13 protein-coding genes are annotated in these 15,182 nt (G+C 61.7%); 5 read left to right on the top strand and 8 right to left on the bottom strand.

The window, feature by feature from the left end; translation table 11 throughout:
• Window positions 1-53: 53 nt before the first annotated feature.
• The 3 genes from BLW62_RS14925 to BLW62_RS14915 all read left to right on the top strand — a co-directional run bounded on the left by BLW62_RS14925 (window position 54) and on the right by BLW62_RS14915 (window position 3,292).
• Window positions 54-1,676: an acetate--CoA ligase gene (locus tag BLW62_RS14925; protein WP_090507827.1), complete on the top strand. Its 1,623-nt coding sequence runs from the start codon at window positions 54-56 to the stop codon at window positions 1,674-1,676.
• A gap of 60 nt (window positions 1,677-1,736) precedes the next feature.
• The gene (locus BLW62_RS14920) at window positions 1,737-2,324 is read left to right on the top strand and encodes a flavin reductase family protein (protein WP_090507826.1); all 588 of its coding nucleotides are present in this window, start codon (window positions 1,737-1,739) and stop codon (window positions 2,322-2,324) included.
• A gap of 107 nt (window positions 2,325-2,431) precedes the next feature.
• A complete protein-coding gene (locus tag BLW62_RS14915; protein ID WP_090507825.1) occupies window positions 2,432-3,292 on the top strand; it encodes an alpha/beta fold hydrolase in 861 nt (286 codons plus the stop codon).
• A 39-nt stretch (window positions 3,293-3,331) separates the two neighbouring features.
• Here the strand turns inward: BLW62_RS14915 and BLW62_RS14910 are convergent, their stop codons facing one another.
• The 8 genes from BLW62_RS14910 to BLW62_RS14875 form a co-directional block, all read right to left on the bottom strand.
• Window positions 3,332-4,489 carry a thiolase family protein gene (locus BLW62_RS14910; RefSeq protein WP_090507824.1) on the bottom strand — a complete coding sequence of 386 codons (1,158 nt, stop codon included), beginning with the start codon at window positions 4,487-4,489 and terminating at the stop codon, window positions 3,332-3,334.
• Window positions 4,486-4,905 carry an OB-fold domain-containing protein gene (locus BLW62_RS14905; RefSeq protein WP_090507823.1) on the bottom strand — a complete coding sequence of 140 codons (420 nt, stop codon included), beginning with the start codon at window positions 4,903-4,905 and terminating at the stop codon, window positions 4,486-4,488. The genes BLW62_RS14910 and BLW62_RS14905 overlap by 4 nt, the downstream gene beginning before the upstream one ends.
• On the bottom strand, window positions 4,902-5,897 hold the full coding sequence (locus tag BLW62_RS14900) for a hypothetical protein (protein WP_090507822.1): 996 nt from the start codon (window positions 5,895-5,897) through the stop codon (window positions 4,902-4,904). The genes BLW62_RS14905 and BLW62_RS14900 overlap by 4 nt, the downstream gene beginning before the upstream one ends.
• Before the next feature lie 963 nt (window positions 5,898-6,860).
• Complete coding sequence (locus BLW62_RS14895) at window positions 6,861-8,021, bottom strand: acyl-CoA dehydrogenase family protein (RefSeq protein WP_090507821.1); 1,161 nt, start codon at window positions 8,019-8,021, stop codon at window positions 6,861-6,863.
• A 2-nt stretch (window positions 8,022-8,023) separates the two neighbouring features.
• Window positions 8,024-9,229 (bottom strand): acyl-CoA dehydrogenase family protein, encoded by a 1,206-nt coding sequence (locus BLW62_RS14890; protein ID WP_090507820.1) that lies wholly within the window; start codon window positions 9,227-9,229, stop codon window positions 8,024-8,026.
• Between the two features lie 127 nt (window positions 9,230-9,356).
• Complete coding sequence (locus BLW62_RS14885) at window positions 9,357-10,088, bottom strand: MBL fold metallo-hydrolase (protein WP_090507819.1); 732 nt, start codon at window positions 10,086-10,088, stop codon at window positions 9,357-9,359.
• Window positions 10,085-11,014, bottom strand: coding sequence for an MBL fold metallo-hydrolase (locus BLW62_RS14880; protein WP_090507818.1), 930 nt, complete (start codon window positions 11,012-11,014; stop codon window positions 10,085-10,087). Before BLW62_RS14880 ends, BLW62_RS14885 begins: the two co-directional genes overlap by 4 nt.
• 192 nt (window positions 11,015-11,206) lie before the next feature.
• Window positions 11,207-12,214 (bottom strand): TIGR04024 family LLM class F420-dependent oxidoreductase, encoded by a 1,008-nt coding sequence (locus tag BLW62_RS14875; protein WP_090507817.1) that lies wholly within the window; start codon window positions 12,212-12,214, stop codon window positions 11,207-11,209.
• Between the two features lie 205 nt (window positions 12,215-12,419).
• Here BLW62_RS14875 and BLW62_RS14870 point away from each other — a divergent pair, with 205 nt between their 5' ends.
• Together BLW62_RS14870 and BLW62_RS14865 are read left to right on the top strand one after the other, a co-directional pair.
• Window positions 12,420-13,994 carry a long-chain-fatty-acid--CoA ligase gene (locus tag BLW62_RS14870; protein ID WP_090507816.1) on the top strand — a complete coding sequence of 525 codons (1,575 nt, stop codon included), beginning with the start codon at window positions 12,420-12,422 and terminating at the stop codon, window positions 13,992-13,994.
• Window positions 13,995-14,148: 154 nt separating this feature from the next.
• The gene (locus tag BLW62_RS14865; RefSeq protein WP_090507815.1) at window positions 14,149-15,159 is read left to right on the top strand and encodes an alcohol dehydrogenase catalytic domain-containing protein; all 1,011 of its coding nucleotides are present in this window, start codon (window positions 14,149-14,151) and stop codon (window positions 15,157-15,159) included.
• The last annotated feature ends 23 nt before the right edge of the window (window positions 15,160-15,182 follow it).

Raw genomic sequence — 15,182 nt, 5'->3', positions numbered from 1 at the left:
GATGATCGTGTCGAACAAAAACTCTATACCGATAGACAGGTAATTGTCAACGTATGCCATTCAAGGATGCATACGAAGCGGCAGCCACTCTGTACGACGACGAAGCCGGTTGGGAGGAACACGCCCACGTTGGCGACCGGCAGTCGTTCAACATCGGGACCGAAGCGCTCGGCCGCCACGGTGAGTCGGACGAGGTCGGCCTCCGAATCCGTGACTTCGAGAGCGGCGAGACGGAGACGTACACGTTCGCCGAACTCGACGCCGCTGCAAACCGGGTTGCGAACTACTTGGTCGAACACACGGACAGCGGTGCCCGAATTGGCGCGAAACTCCCCACCCAGTTCGAGCTGTACGCAGTCGTCTTCGGGACGATCAAAGCCGGCAGAATCTATCTTCCGTTGGCTCCCGTCTTCGGACCGGACGCGCTGAACTATCGACTCGAGGACTCGCGAGCGTCGGTCCTGTTTACGACCGAGAGCGGCTGTGAGATCGTCGATGCTGACTTGCCTGCACTCGATCGGATCGTCACCGTAGACGGTGGATCCGTCGACGGTTCGGTAGCCGTCGACAGCTACGACGTCGTTCGGGATCACGACGACGACTTCGACGCCGTCGAGACACATCCAGACGACCCGTTCACCCTCACGTACACCTCCGGAACGACGGGTTCGCCGAAGGGCGTGCTCAGTCCACACCGAGCGCCCGTCGAACTCTATGCATACACCGAGTACGTCGTCAACTTGCGTCCCGACGACGTCTACCTCGTTGCCGCATCGCCCTCGTGGTCGTACGGACTCAACATGGGCACGATCATGTCCGGAATCCGTGGGACAGCGATCGGTTGCTATCGCGGACAGTTCAACCCTCACACGTTCTTCGAGACCCTCGAGCAGTGGGGCGTCGACAACGCGATGATTCCCCCGACGGCACTCCGCCAGTCTCGAGCCGCCGGGATCGATCTGAGCGAGTACGACATCGATCTCCGGGTGTTGATCTCGGCGGGGGAGGCACTCGATCAGGACACCGTCGACTGGTGTGAAGAGGGACTCGGCGCGCCGCCACAGGACTCCTACGGCCTCACGGAAGGCGGGATGGTCGTCTGCAACTACGCGTTCGACGATTGGGAGGTCAAACCCGGCAGCATGGGGAGAGTCCTTCCCGGCGCGGAGGTTACGTTACTGGACGAAGACGGGAACGAAGTCGAACAGGGAGAAGTCGGCGAGATCGCGATCAAACGCACCGAATCCCCGACCGGGTCGTACTGGGGGCGTCCCGAGAAGAGCCTCGATACGTTTACCGGCCAGTGGCTGCGAACCGGCGATCTCGCCAGACGAGACGAAGACGACTACTTCTGGTACGTGAGTCGCGCTGACAACGTCATTATCTCCTCGGGCTATCGCATCGGTCCCGAAGAAGTCGAGGAGACGCTGTTGAACCACCCTGCGGTAGAGGAGGCTGCAGTCGTCGGCAAGGACGACGAAACCCGCGGCAAACTCGTCGCAGCGTACGTGACCCTCGTCGGCGAGTACGAGCCGTCGCCGGAACTCGAGGACGAACTCAGCGACTTCGCCAGAGAAGAACTCTCGAAACACGAGTATCCACGCGAAATCGAATTCATCGGTGAACTCCCGAAGACAGCGAGCGGGAAGATCAAACGCGCGGAACTCTCGGACTGATCGGCCCGCGAACCGAAACTCGTTTGGTTTCTTTTCTCGAGGATTAACGGACGATCACCAATGCAGATTGACCCACGCGATGACACCCACTCGATGTACCGAACCCTGACCGGGCTCGTCGTTCCACGTCCGATCGGCTGGATCAGTACCCGAAGCAGCGCAGGCGTCGACAACCTCGCCCCCTACAGCTTCTTCAACGCCGTCAGCGTCGATCCGCCGATCCTCATGTTCTCTCCGATCGATAGACCTGACGGCCTCACGGATACGACGCTCAACGTCCGAGAAACCGAAGAGTTCGTCGTCAATCTCGTCACCAACGAGTTCGCCGACGCGATGAATCAGACGAGCGCCGAACTGCCGTCGTCCGAGAGCGAGTTCGACGACGCGGATCTCGAGCGAGAAGCCGCTGCGGTCGTCGAACCGCCTCGAGTCGCGGGGGTGGCCGCCGCCTTCGAGTGTGAACTACACGACGTTCTCGACGTCGGCTCGAGTTCGCTCGTCTTGGGAGAAGTCGTTTCGGTCTACGTCCGCGACGACGTCACCACAAACGGAAAAGTCGACACGTCGAAACTCGACATCGTCGGTCGACTCTCCGGTGGATCCTACGACAGGATCGACAATCGATTCGAGATGGAGCGACCGGACTAATCCTCGTTCGAGGCCGCGGACTTGGCCAGAATCGCCGCGGTGAGCCATCGGGCGAACCCGGCCCCAGAATGCAAAGGGTGAACTATTGTCGTGATAACAGTTGTCATATGACTAGGTCGAACGGAATCGACGAGGGAGCGCACGGGACGGAGCGTGTCAACGACGTTTCGATACACTACGTAACCGCCGGGTCGGGCCCGCCGCTGGTCTTGCTCCACGGCTGGCCACAGACCTGGTACGAGTGGCGGGAGGTCATTCCGGCGTTCGCCAGCGAATACACCGTGATCGCGCCCGATCTTCGTGGGATGGGTGATTCAACGACGCCACTGTCAGGGTACGACAAGGACACCGTCGCGACGGATATTCGGGAACTCGTCCACGCACTCGGACACGGTGACGAACGAATCGCGCTCGTCGGGCACGACTGGGGGATGCCGACGGCCTACGCGTACGCGGCCCAGTATAGAGAAGAAGTCGCGGCGCTGTGCGTCCTCGAGGCGGGGCTGCCGGGCATCCGCGAAGACGAAAAGCGTCACTTCTGGCACACGCGTTTCCACGGCGTTCGGGACTTGCCGGAGCGACTCGTCGCCGGTCGGGAACGGCTGTACCTCGAGTGGTTCTACAAGAAGGGCGCGTACGACCCCGCCGCGATCGATTCCGACGCCCGAGACGAGTACGTTCGCTGTTACTCCCAACCCGGCGGACTTCGCGGGGGCTTCGAATACTACCGTGCGTACGACGACGACGCCGAGAACAACGCAGCTCACGCCGAAACGCCCCTCGAGATACCCGTGCTCGCACTCGGCGGTGAGGCGTCGTTTCGCAGCCTTCCAATCGAGGACATGAACGCGGTCGCGACCGACGTCGAGGGGGAGGTCCTCGAGAACGCCGGTCACTGGATTCCCGAGGAGCGCCCGGAGTACTTCGTCGAACGGGTGGGGTCGTTTCTCGAGACCGCGACAAAATAGTTCAGGGCAAAGACGACACGGAAAGGGGAGTTACGCAGACTACCGCTCCAGAACGTTCACACAGGACACCGCTCCGGTCGCATTGCGACCGATCCCGATGTTGTGCTGGAGGCCGACCTCGGCGTCGGGAACCTGCACGTCGCCAGCTTCGCCCCGAAGCTGTTCGAAGATTTCGGCAATCTGTGCGACGCCGGTGGCCCCGATCGGATGGCCCTTCGAGAGGAGGCCGCCGGAGGGGTTCACCGGCTTTTCGCCGTCGAGATGTGGAATGCCCTCGTCGATGAAGGCACCAGCCTCTCCTTGCTCGCAGAACCCGAGGTCCTCGTAGGTGATCAGTTCGGTGATCGAGAAGCAGTCGTGGACCTCGGCGACGTCGATATCGTCGGGGCCGTAGCCCGACCGCTCGTAGGCCATACTCGAGGCCTGCCTCGAGGCCGGGAAGTTCGTCAGCGCCAGGTCGTCGCCGCGCATGAACGAGTCCGTCGAGAAGCCGTAGCCGGCGACGCGAACCGGCGCGTCGGTAAACTCGCGGGAACGCTCGTCGTTGGTCACGAGCACCGCACACGCGCCGTCGGTCACGGGACAGCAGTCGTAGAGGTTGAGCGGGTACGACACGGTCGCTGATTCCATAACGTCGTCGACCGAGCACTCGAACTGCTGGTGGGCGTGGGGGTATTTCGTCCCGTTCTCGTGGTTCTTGACGGATACCTCCGCGATCTGCTCGCGGGTGGTGTCGTACTGCTCCATGTGCCGAGTCGCTCGCATGCCGAAGAACGCGGGCATCGTCACGCCTCGCCCGCGCCAGAGGCGCTCGAGGGCGGCGCCGCCGATGAGTCCTTCCGTCGAATCGAGCATCTTCTCCGCGCCGATGACGAGTGCAACCTCGATGTCGCCGGCCTTGACGGCCTGGACAGCGTTTCGGAACGCGTCGCTGCCAGTTGCACAGGCATTGACGATCTGGGTCGCCGGCTTCTCGAAGAGGCCAGTTGCGTGGGCAACGGCCGCGCCCGAGGATCCCTCGTTCGCGATATCGAGGGTGCCGTACCAGATCGCGTCGATGTCGGCCGTCGGATTGATACCGTGATCGACGCTTTCGACGAGGTCGAGGTACGCCCCCTCGAGGAGGTCGTCGAACGACCACTCGTACTTCTCGCCGAAGTCGATGATACCCGATCCCACGACGTGTGCGTCGGTCATCGTTTCACCTCGCGGGGGACCGAGAACTTGAAGGAGTTAATCGGCCGCTCGCCGTCGTCGAACAGTTCACGGAACCGGGCGACGACCTCGGTCCCGACCGACAGTTCCTCGAGTTCCGTTTCGGTCAACAGCCCGTAGACGCGAGCGGATTCGCCCGACCCGTCCGCCTGTGGCAGGTCGACGATCGCCAGCGGTTGTGGCACTTCGATGTCGTCGGGGAGGTACTCCTGGACGACGAAGGTCTGTATCTCGCCTCGTTCGGCAAGCTGTACCTCCTCGAAGGTCGCCGGTGCGTCGCCACAGCGTTTGCACGTCCGTTTTTCGTCGGGAAACGATACGTAGTCACACGACTGGCACTCGAAGGCCACCAGCCGCTGATCTTGTCTCCTGGTTCGGTGATATCGTGGTCCGCTCATGCGTTTGGCACTCCCTGGTAGTCGTATCGCTCGCGGTATTCAAGATGCTTGACGTACGGGACGTACTCCTTTGCCTCGAGTTGCTTCGCGACGGTCAACCCGTCGAGGTTGCTCGCGCCATCTGCAACCGAGACGACGAACGCGTCGGCACCGCCCTGCCCGTAGGCGACCGCACCGATCGTCGAACCGGCGTCGACGGACTCGATCGCGTGACACAGATCGAGCAACAGCGTCGCCGTTCCCGCGTAGCCGACTTCGTTCCACGTCGAGACGCGTTCGGTGTCGATCGGTTCGAGCGCCGCTCGAGCGAGTCGAAACCCGGGTGCGCTGGCAACGCCGTACTCGAGTTCTCCGTCGGTTTCGACTCGGTCGAATGCCGTCGAGACCGCCGGCGTGACTCCCTTGCGGCGCTCGAATCGAGCATCGCCGGCAGTGGCCGACTCGCCGTGTTCACGATGGCGCTCGAGAAAGCCCGTCGTCGCCTGGCCGACCGCGTCGATCGTCGCCATCGGGTCGTCACTATCTGGTCGGAGAACGAGTGCGCCAGCGCCGGCGCCCATCATCGATTCATCGTCGCCGCCGGGTTCGACTGGCATGACGTCGACCGCCGCGACGACGACGGGGGCGTCGGTCGCGCGAACGTACTCGGTTGCCGTCGCCAGCGCGTCGGCCGCTGCACGGCCGCTACCCTGGAAATCCCCGGTTCGTACGTCGCTCGACAGACCGGCCCTGTACGCGATCTGGGCAGCGATACCGTGTTCGGCGAATCGGTCGCTGACACTGGCCGTGAACACAGCTGTGACGTCGTCGGCCGCCGCCGCCGATCGGTCGAGCGCAGTCGTCATCGCCTCACTCGCCATCGTCACGTGGTTTTCGTCGCGAGCGGGAACCGCACTCTCGCCGCGACCGCGACCGCCGTGTTGGTCGGCAATATCGCTACGATCGATTCGGTACAGCGGAACGTACCCGCCAGTACCGTCAATTACAACCATCGGATCGACACCTCTGTTGAGAGAGCATGGGACAGTTAGCAAGTGGTGTGTCGACAACCGACATGATAAGTGTACGGGTGGTCGAAAGATCGACTTCGTGGTCGTATCTCGATAGATCGCTTCCGGTTCGAAAACCCGCGCCGAGACGGTTGATGTCGGAGTGAGTCGACGGATTCGGTAGTCGGAGAGAGCCGTTCACCGTTTCGGTGTCGCAAACGCGACCAGTGTCGTTGTCGGCCGTCGAAACACGTTCTCCGGCCGAGAGAAACGCAACGTCAATGAGTCGTGTTCACATGGGACAGTAACAGAGCCAGACTCACGAATAACACCCTTAGGGTGTTAATCAATGGAGAGAGTTAGTCGGGTTAGGTGTGAGAGAAAAGGCGAAGGTAGCCATATTGTATAACGAAACGTGATGGTTCGATTCGGTTACCGAAAAGGCGATCGAGTCAGCAGGTCGCACTCTCGTAGCTACTGCACGTCAGTGCACCCCTGATCACCAAACAGTTCGGCGATCAGTGTGTAACCCGTTTCAGTTGTTACGATAGACTGAGAACGTGCGGTCGTGCCACCACCATTCCGGGCGGAACCGTGGTCTCGAACTGGAGAGACCGTCGACACGATACTGTGGAGAAGTACCACCCTGCTGAAGGAAGCGACGGACGCATCGGTGCCAATAGTAGATTCGTGGATGAATCGTCTTTCCAACCTCGACTGTTGCCTACGTTCCAGAGAACGTACCACCGTCACCGGCATTACCACCGAACCCATCCAACAGCGGCGTTTCGGAACGTATCATGACACTGTGTAACAGCAAACACACATATAACGCTATGGACTGACGACTTGCTGTTTCAGCGGTGGGAAATCCGGAAGAACGAGACCGGGACGTACCGACCGCCCGGAGAGAGCCACTGGACGAATCAAAAGCGCCGATCGAATCCCTCGAGTGATGGGCCGTGCTTACCGGTTTCGTTCGGTCGCGAGTCGTGCGTCGATGAGTCGGTCTCGGTTTGCTTCGGGGGAACCGAGGAAGTTTCGCCAGCTCTTGGCCTGTTTCAGGTAGATGTGGGCGTCGTGGTCCCAGGTGAACCCCATCCCGCCGTGATTCCAGATATCGTCGCCGAAGACGCGGTGCAAGCGGTCAGCCGCGAAGGATTTCGTTGCGGCGGCAGCGCGTGCGGCGTCCGGTTTGTCTCCGTCGAGAGCCCACGCGGCGTAGTAGACCAGCGAGCGGGCACCCTGCATGTCAACCCACATATCGGCCGTTCGGTGTTTAACCGCCTGGAACCGGCCGATCGGCTGCCCGTACTGTTCGCGCTCGTTGCCGTATTCGGCGGAAAGCTCGACTGCCCTGTCAGCGGCTCCGACGAGCATCGCGGTGCCGGCGACGGAAAACCGATCCATCGCGGTTACGAGCGCGCTTCCGCCGCCGTGGAGCGGGCCGATCAGCGCCTCCTCGTCGACGGTGAGTCCGTCGATCGAAAGCTCGTACATCGGCCGGGCCCAATCGAGGCTGTCCATCCGGGTCGTCTCGACGGCATCGTGATCGGTTTCGACCGCGAACAGCGAGACGCCGTCGTATCCCTGGCTCACCCTGGTTCGGGTCGCGACGATCACCACGTCGGTTTCCCCAGCGTACGGGACCAGGGTTTTCGTCCCGTCGAGCCGGAACTCGGCCGTCTCCGCTTCACCGAGACGCTCGGCTCCCATCTGAATACTGCCCGGGAGAGGTTCGGTTTCGTCGTCGTATACGGCGAGGCTCAGACGTAGGTCGCCATCAGCGACCGCCGGGAGGTACGTCGACCGTTGGTCGTCGGTACCGAGATCCCTGATCAACGGCACGGCGACGGCCGCCGTCTCGGGGAGCGGCCCGGGCAGCGCGTACCGACCCGCCGCCTCGAGCAGTGCCGCCAGGTACACCATCCCCTCGCCGAATCCGCCGTACTCGAGCGGAACGGTGATCGCTGTATAGTCGAGATCGGCGAGTTCGTCCCACAGGTCGTCGACGACGTTCTCGCCGTCCGCCTGTCGTCTCGCGAGGTCGGTTCCGCCCTCGGATTCGATGAATTTTCGTGCGGTCTCCTGTACGCGCTCGTGTTCCTCGGTTAGTCTCGCATCCATCGTTACTCACTCCGGTGGCTCGTTTTGCTCTTGTTGTCCTTCGGCAAGCCGAGCACCCGCTCGCCGATGATGTTTCGCTGGATATCGCCCGTTCCGGCGGCGATCCACGCGCCGTACGATCGGATGTAGCCGGACGTCTCGTCGAAGGCATTGTGGCCGTTCTCCCACAGGGCCGCGGCCGGCCCCTGGACGTTCACCGCGAAGTTGAGCAGATCGTGTCTGAGTTCGTCGCTGATGAGGAGGTCCATCGACCCCTCCGGCCCGGGAGTTCCTGACTCCGCCTGTTTACTGACGTTCCTGTAGTGGGTGGCCTTTGCCGCCTGAATTCGTGCGTCGAAATCTGCCAGTTGCTGACGGATCCGGTCCCGCTCGACCAACGGCATTCCGTTTCGCGTCTCGGTCCGACAGTACTCGAGAAGGTCCAGATACCGTTGTTCGATCGAATAGATCGACGTCGAACCGTGTTCGAACGCCGAAAGCGTCATGACGACGTCCCAGCCCCGATCGATCTCGCCGACGACGAGATCCTCAGATGCGACCGCATCGTCGAAGTAGACCTGATTGAACGTCCGATCGTCGTGTGGCTGGTGGATCGGTTCCGTGCTGATTCCGTCCTGATCCATTTCGACGAGGAACACGGTGAGCCCCTCGTGTTTCTTTCCGGAGTCGTCGGTCCGCGTGACGAGGAAACACCAATCGGCGACGTGCGCGTAACTGGTCCAGATCTTCTGGCCGTTGACGAGCCACTCGCCGTCGCCGTTCGCCTCGGCGTTCGTCGTGAGGCTCGCGACGTCCGACCCCGCTTCCGGCTCGGAGTACCCCTGACACCAGATCTCCTCTGCACTGAGGATCTCCGGCAGGAATCGTTGTTTCTGTGCTTCGGTTCCGACTTCGATCAGCGTCGGCGCGATGAGGTTGATCCCGATGAGGTTAATCTGTGGCGGTGCGTTGATCCGCGCCATCTCTTCGCGATAGATCGTCTGCTCGACCAACGACGCACCTCGACCGCCGTACTCCTCGGGCCAATGGACGCCTGCCCACCCATCGTCGGCCAACGTTCGTTGCCAGTCTCGAAGGAATTCGACGCGTTCGGCGTCGTCGTCGGGTAGTTCCGGGCCCTCGAGCCAACCCTCCGGCGCGTTCTCCTCGAGCCACGCGCGCAACTCGTGGCGAAACGTCTCCTGTTCGTTCGTATAGCTAAAGTCCATGGTGGTACTCTTCGTCTCCGATCAGATGGTAACACGTCAGTTCATATAATATATCCCCTATTGTCTACCTGTTCCGACGAGAGACTATCCTGGGTTCGAACCGTAACTCCGGAACGCTCACCCTCGATTACGCTGTCGTCGGGGGCTCGAGCGCTTCGATTACGTCGTCGACGTAGCGATCGAGACGCTCGCCGGGTATGGGATTGCCGTGAATGGGAGCGACGTACGTCACGTCGAGGGTGTCGAAGAGCGTTTCGAAGGCGTTACCGAGTCGCTCGCGGTCGAGGTAGTCGACGAACGGAATCTTATCGAGGTAGAACGCGTCGACGTGATCCGCTGACAGGCCACCGTCGATTTCAGCCGTCGTCAGGTCACAGTTCCCTGGGTCGTGGTAGTGTCCGAACGCCTCCGCCGTGAACAGGACGCCCGATTCGTGGTCGTAGACCCACTGAGAGACCGTTACGTCGGTGAGCAACGGATGAATGCACGTAAACGGTCGGCCGGCGAACTCGACCGGCGCGTTGAGCTGTCGGGCTTCCGCGTCCGGCAGACCGACGATTTCGGGAAAACGGCCTGTAGCGGCGACCGTCTTGATCTCACCCCACTCCGATTCGAACGCGGGAACGTTCTCGGTGTGGGGGAGCGTCGAATGGGTGAGCAGTATGACGTCCGGGCCGTTTCCGTCGGTGAGCTGATCGATTTCTGCAATAATCTCGTCGCGATAGTGGCTCGAGCCGGAATCGACGAGCACGGTGCCGTTCTCGCCTCGAATCAGGTACTCGGACATGTGCATGTGATACTCGTCGTCCGGGTGGCAACTCGAGATCCAGTGGACGTCGTCGGTGAGTTTCGTCGTCATCGATCCACCTCCGGCGGGCGCAATATGTACTCGAGTTTGCTCTCCATATTGCTCGGCTCACCTTCTCGAGACAGCGCCTCGACGGCCTCGAGGAAGCGCTTCAGGTACGCGTCCAGATCCTCGGTCAGGACCATCCCGTGGGCTGGTGCGATGATGTCGGGGTCGAGTCTGTCTCTGACGTCGTCGACGGCGCGTTCGATCGCATCGAGGTCGGCAAAGCGCATCCAGGGAAACGCCAGTGCGTGAAATCGGAACACCTGTTCGACGGCGACGTCGCGGTCGAGGTCGCTCGCGACCGTCACACAGTTCGAACTCTGATGGAGAAATCCCATCCAGTCGACCGTAAACAGGGTGTTCGTCGTTCGTTCGCTCATCCACAGCGTAAACGAGTGATCGGGGAACAACGGCGCTTCGAACTCGACCGTGTGCGTCCCCAGATCGATCGTCTCACCGGGTTCGACGTACCGAATCTCGTTTGGAACCTGATCGACGTCTGCTGGCGTGTCGGACGCGATGTGATAGAGTTCGTGTTCCGCTCCGTGTCCGCTTCCGTAGCCAGCCGCTTCGCCGGGGACCAGCAGCGTCGCATCCGGGTACGCCTCGAGGATGGTGAAGGTGTTGCCCGCGTGATTGGCCTCCGGGTGCGAGATGACGAGATAGTCGAGGGATTCCCCCTCGAGCAGGTCGTCGATCAGTTCGACGACGTGATCGCCGTTCGGCTGGGTGAGCGTATCGAACAGCAGGTTTTGCTCGTCGGAGAGGAGATACGCGTTCTGACAGCCGTGGACGTCCTCGTCGGCTCCAACCCATTCCTCGAGATTGAACTGCTGCAATTCGCTGAGCGTGCCCAGTGGAAGACACTCCTGGGTCCAGTAGAGCCCGTCGCTGAGCTCTCGATGTTTCGGCGTAGACACGGTTTCGGTCATGCTATAACATCCCACACGCTCTGTATTAGCATAGTTCTTGGTGTGTCAACGGTGAATTTCAGTCATGCTATAACATCCTGGGAATCGACGGCGATTGTCGCGAGCGTCGACAGCGGTTCGTGTCGCGGCTTCTCGAGGATGTTGTTCCCGACCCACACTATCGAAATCCGGTTGTTCTCGCCTCGAGGCAAGCTACAACAAGTCGGCCAGTGCCGTCATCGTCGCGTTCTTTTCGGCATCGGTCATCCCGCCGACGAACCCAACGCGAACCGCATCGACACCGTCGACGGCGGCGTATCGAGTGACGCGCGAGCGAACGTCCTCGGGCGTCCCCGCAGCCGCGAACTCGTCGAGGACCTCGTCGGAGAGCGCTGCGGACATCCCCGCGCGGTCGCCGTCGTTCCACGCTGTTCGTATCGCTTTGACGACGTCCTCGTACCCCTGTGAAGCTACCGAATCACCGTAGTACGGTCCGTAGGCACCGATCAGGAACGCGAGCATCGACCGGGCCTTCGAGCGAGCCTGCTCGCGATCTTCACTCGCAATACATCGCAGGATCGGACTAACGCGGACGTCGCTCGCGTCGCGCCCTCCGAGTTCGACTCCTCGCTCGAGAGCCGCTAATCGGTCTTCGAGTCCGTCCGTCGAGAACAGCTGTGGAACCCACCCGTCCGCGAATCGGCCGGTTAGTTCCGTGGCTTTCGGCCCGAGCGTCGCGAGGTCGATCTTCGGCGGCGTCTCGGGAGCGTCTCGGTCGTAGGACAACCCCCGTTGATCGAATATCTGGCCCTCGGAGGCCGAGGTTCCGTCAGTACAGATCGTCCGGATTACCTCGAGCGTTTCGCGAAGTCGTCTCAACGGACGGTCGAACGACGTTCCGTGCCACTGTTCGGTCAGCGCGGGCGAACTCGGTCCGAGTCCCAGTCGGTACCGACCGTCCGAGAGGTCGTGCAGGGCGAGGGCCGTCTGAGCGAGCACCGCCGGCGACCGGCCGTACGGCGAGAAGACGTCGTTCGAAATGCCGATCTCGTCGGTCTGAGCGGCGATCAGTGAGAGCGTTGGGACGATACTCCACCCCGTCGCTTCCCCCATCGAGACGCGGCTGTATCCGAGCTCCTCCGCTCGACGAACGCGATCGACGATCGACTCGTGCGTGTCGTGATCACCCGTCATGACGACCAGATCGAGAGCTTCGTTCATTCGATGACACCACCGGTGAGATTCGTTTCGAACCGATACATCACCCGTAGTTCCAGTCGACCGAGTATAAATTTACAGGCTCACGGGTCTGCCCGTCCGTCGTCCTCCGATTCCATTCGACGGGGGGATGGCTGCAGTATGCGATCGACCGACGATTGGGATTACCGACGTAAAAGCTAACACGTCGATACAGAAACGTAGTGGTATGGATTATCTCCCCACACTGCCGGAGACGTTGTCGCGGACGACGCGAAAGTACCCGGATCGAGAGGCGATCAGCTACCCTCGGAAGGACGTCCGACTCACCTACGCCGAACTCGACGAGCGAGTCGACCGGTTCGCGAACGCGCATCGAGATCGCGGCGTCGAAACGGGTGATCGAGTCTCGCTGTTGCTCCACAACTCCGCCGAATTCGCGGTTGCACTGTTCGGACTCCTGCGCGCCGGTGCCGTCTTCAACCCCATCAACTACCGACTCGCGCCCAGCGAGGTGGGGTACATCCTCGAGGACTCCGAGTCGACAGTTCTCATCTTCGAAGCGGCGACGCAAGAGACGGTCGAGAACGGCCGCGGTGAGTTCTCTACGGTCGAGGAGTACGTCTACATCGACGACGACGTCGAAGAAACGCCGGCGTACGCGGTCGGGTTCCACGACCTCCTCGAGAAGTCGGATACTACCGCGCCGTCAGTCTCGATCGATTCGACGGACCAGTACGCGATCATGTACACGAGCGGGACGACCGGTCGGCCAAAAGGCGTCGTCCACTCCCACCGGGATGCGACCTACCACAACACGCTCTACGCCGGCCAGATGGGGCTACATTTCGCGGACGTCGGCATCTCGGCGATGCCGTTGTATCACAACGCGGAACTCAACTGCGGACTCCTCGCGCGAATCAACCTCGGCGCGAAGACGGTGATCCTCCACGACTTCGACGCCCGACGCGCCCTCGAGGTCGTCGACGAGGAACGCGCGACCCACCTCTTCGTTGCCTCGCGGATCTGGCGACAGCTCCTGGAGACGTCACGCGAACTCGACTCGTTCGACGGGTCGTCGCTTTCTCTCGGCGTCTACGGCGCGGCACCGATGCCGCCGTCGCTGCTCGAGGAGTGCATCGAGACGTTCACGGAGGACTACGCCACGGCCTACGGAATGACCGAGATGGGGCCGTGCGCGACGTTCATCCTTCCCTTCGAGGTCCGCGAGCATCTGGAAAGCGTCGGTCGCGCCGCGCCGAACCACGAGGTTCGCATCGTCGAGCCAACCGAGGACGAGGATCCGAACGACCCCGTCGGTCCCGACGATACCGTTGAAACGGGTGAGACGGGTGAGATTATCCTCCGGGGGCCGCCGATGATGAAAGAGTACTGGAACGAACCGGAGAAGACCGCGGACGCGATTCGCGACGGCTGGTTCTTCACGGGCGACGCGGGGTATCTCAACGAGGACGGCTACCTCTTCTTAGTCGACCGGATCGACGACATGATCATCAGCGGCGGCGAGAATATTTACCCGACCGAAATCGAGAACGTCCTCTACCAATACGACGGCGTCGCCGAGGCCGCAGTGATCGGCGAAGCGGACGACGACTGGGGCGAACGTGTCGTCGCGTACGTCGTTCCAGACGGTGAGCTAACCGCGAACGAACTCGAGAGATTTTGCCGCGAGAGCGACGACCTCGCCGAGTTCAAGCGCCCGCGCCATTACGAGTTCCACGAGGAACTCCCGCGAAACCCCAGCGGGAAAATTCAGAAGTACAAGCTCCGAAACGAGAACTGATCGCGGGAAACTGATCCGTTACGGCGGTTCCGGTCGTACTGTGGGTTCGGAGACCCCGCTCGAGGAGACCTGTCTTTCACGAATTGAAGCTGAACGCACGGAACCACTTCGCCGAACAGCAGCTATATATCGCCGGCTGTGCCAGACACTGTGTATGCGCGCCGCAGCGTTCACCGGAATCGGTAGTCCGGAGCACGTCGAAGTCGAATCGTTCGCCGATCCCGAGGCGAACCCCGGAGAGGCGGTTCTCGAGGTCGAGGCCTGTTCGATCAACCACCACGACCTGTGGATCCTCCGCGATGGCTTCCGGGTTGAAGAAGACCAGCTGCCGTACGTCACGGGGATGGACGTTGCCGGCACCGTTTCGGCGGTCGGCGACGACGTCGAGAGCGTCGAACCGGGCGACCGCGTTCTGCTCTGTCCAAATCAGACCTGTGGCTCCTGTCGGTACTGCCGTGACGGGCCGGAAACCCACTGTGAACGATTCAATCTCTACCACGGCGGCCTCGCGGAGTACGCGGCGGTCGACGCCGATCGACTTATTCGGCTCCCGGACAACGTCGACTCCGTGGACGCGGCAGCGATCCCCGTGGCGTACATGACCGCGTTCCGTATGCTCGAGGAAGCCGACGTCGGCCCCGGTGACCTCGTGTTCGTCCCGGGTGCGACCGGTGGCGTCGGTGTCGCCACCGTCCAACTCGCCGACGTTCTCGGCGCTCGGACGATCGGAACGTCGACCTCTCGAGAGAAACTCGATCGGCTCGAGACGCTCGGCGCCGATTACGTCATCGAATCCGGCGATCCCGACGAGATTCGCGATGCGGTCCTCGAGATTGGCCGCGTCGACGTGACGATCAACCACCTCGGTGGCCCGTACACCGAGGTCGGACAAAACGTCCTGCGACGCGGCGGACGCATGGCGATCTGCGGACAGACGGCGGGGCCGACCTCGACGCTCACGATGGGGGATCTCTTCTTGAATCACAAGCGGATCATCGGGAGCACGATGGGAACACAGTCGGATCTCGAGCGTCTCGTCGATCTGGTTGCCGACGGCCGACTCGATCCGGTCGTGTACGAACGCTATTCGCTCGACGACACCGATCAGGCGTTCGCCGATATGGACGATCGAAACGCGCTCGGCAAACTCGTCGTCGAGCCCTGACTCTTTGTCACGTCGTTCGACTC

This window comes from Natronorubrum sediminis, from assembly GCF_900108095.1.
Classification (GTDB): domain Archaea; phylum Halobacteriota; class Halobacteria; order Halobacteriales; family Natrialbaceae; genus Natronorubrum; species Natronorubrum sediminis.
This window is presented reverse-complemented; position numbering and strand designations above follow the sequence as displayed.

Bases quoted from the DNA above. Each gene is read 5' to 3' on its own strand.
- BLW62_RS14910 (WP_090507824.1), bottom strand. From the start codon at position 4,489: ATGACCGACGCACACGTCGTGGGATCGGGTATCATCGACTTCGGCGAG.
- BLW62_RS14915 (WP_090507825.1), top strand. From the start codon at position 2,432: ATGACTAGGTCGAACGGAATCGACGAGGGAGCGCACGGGACGGAGCGT.
- BLW62_RS14925 (WP_090507827.1), top strand. From the start codon at position 54: ATGCCATTCAAGGATGCATACGAAGCGGCAGCCACTCTGTACGACGAC.
- BLW62_RS14905 (WP_090507823.1), bottom strand. From the start codon at position 4,905: ATGAGCGGACCACGATATCACCGAACCAGGAGACAAGATCAGCGGCTG.
- BLW62_RS14920 (WP_090507826.1), top strand. From the start codon at position 1,737: ATGCAGATTGACCCACGCGATGACACCCACTCGATGTACCGAACCCTG.
- BLW62_RS14870 (WP_090507816.1), top strand. From the start codon at position 12,420: ATGGATTATCTCCCCACACTGCCGGAGACGTTGTCGCGGACGACGCGA.
- BLW62_RS14875 (WP_090507817.1), bottom strand. From the start codon at position 12,214: ATGAACGAAGCTCTCGATCTGGTCGTCATGACGGGTGATCACGACACG.
- BLW62_RS14890 (WP_090507820.1), bottom strand. From the start codon at position 9,229: ATGGACTTTAGCTATACGAACGAACAGGAGACGTTTCGCCACGAGTTG.
- BLW62_RS14900 (WP_090507822.1), bottom strand. From the start codon at position 5,897: ATGGTTGTAATTGACGGTACTGGCGGGTACGTTCCGCTGTACCGAATC.
- BLW62_RS14880 (WP_090507818.1), bottom strand. From the start codon at position 11,014: ATGACCGAAACCGTGTCTACGCCGAAACATCGAGAGCTCAGCGACGGG.
- BLW62_RS14885 (WP_090507819.1), bottom strand. From the start codon at position 10,088: ATGACGACGAAACTCACCGACGACGTCCACTGGATCTCGAGTTGCCAC.
- BLW62_RS14895 (WP_090507821.1), bottom strand. From the start codon at position 8,021: ATGGATGCGAGACTAACCGAGGAACACGAGCGCGTACAGGAGACCGCA.
- BLW62_RS14865 (WP_090507815.1), top strand. From the start codon at position 14,149: ATGCGCGCCGCAGCGTTCACCGGAATCGGTAGTCCGGAGCACGTCGAA.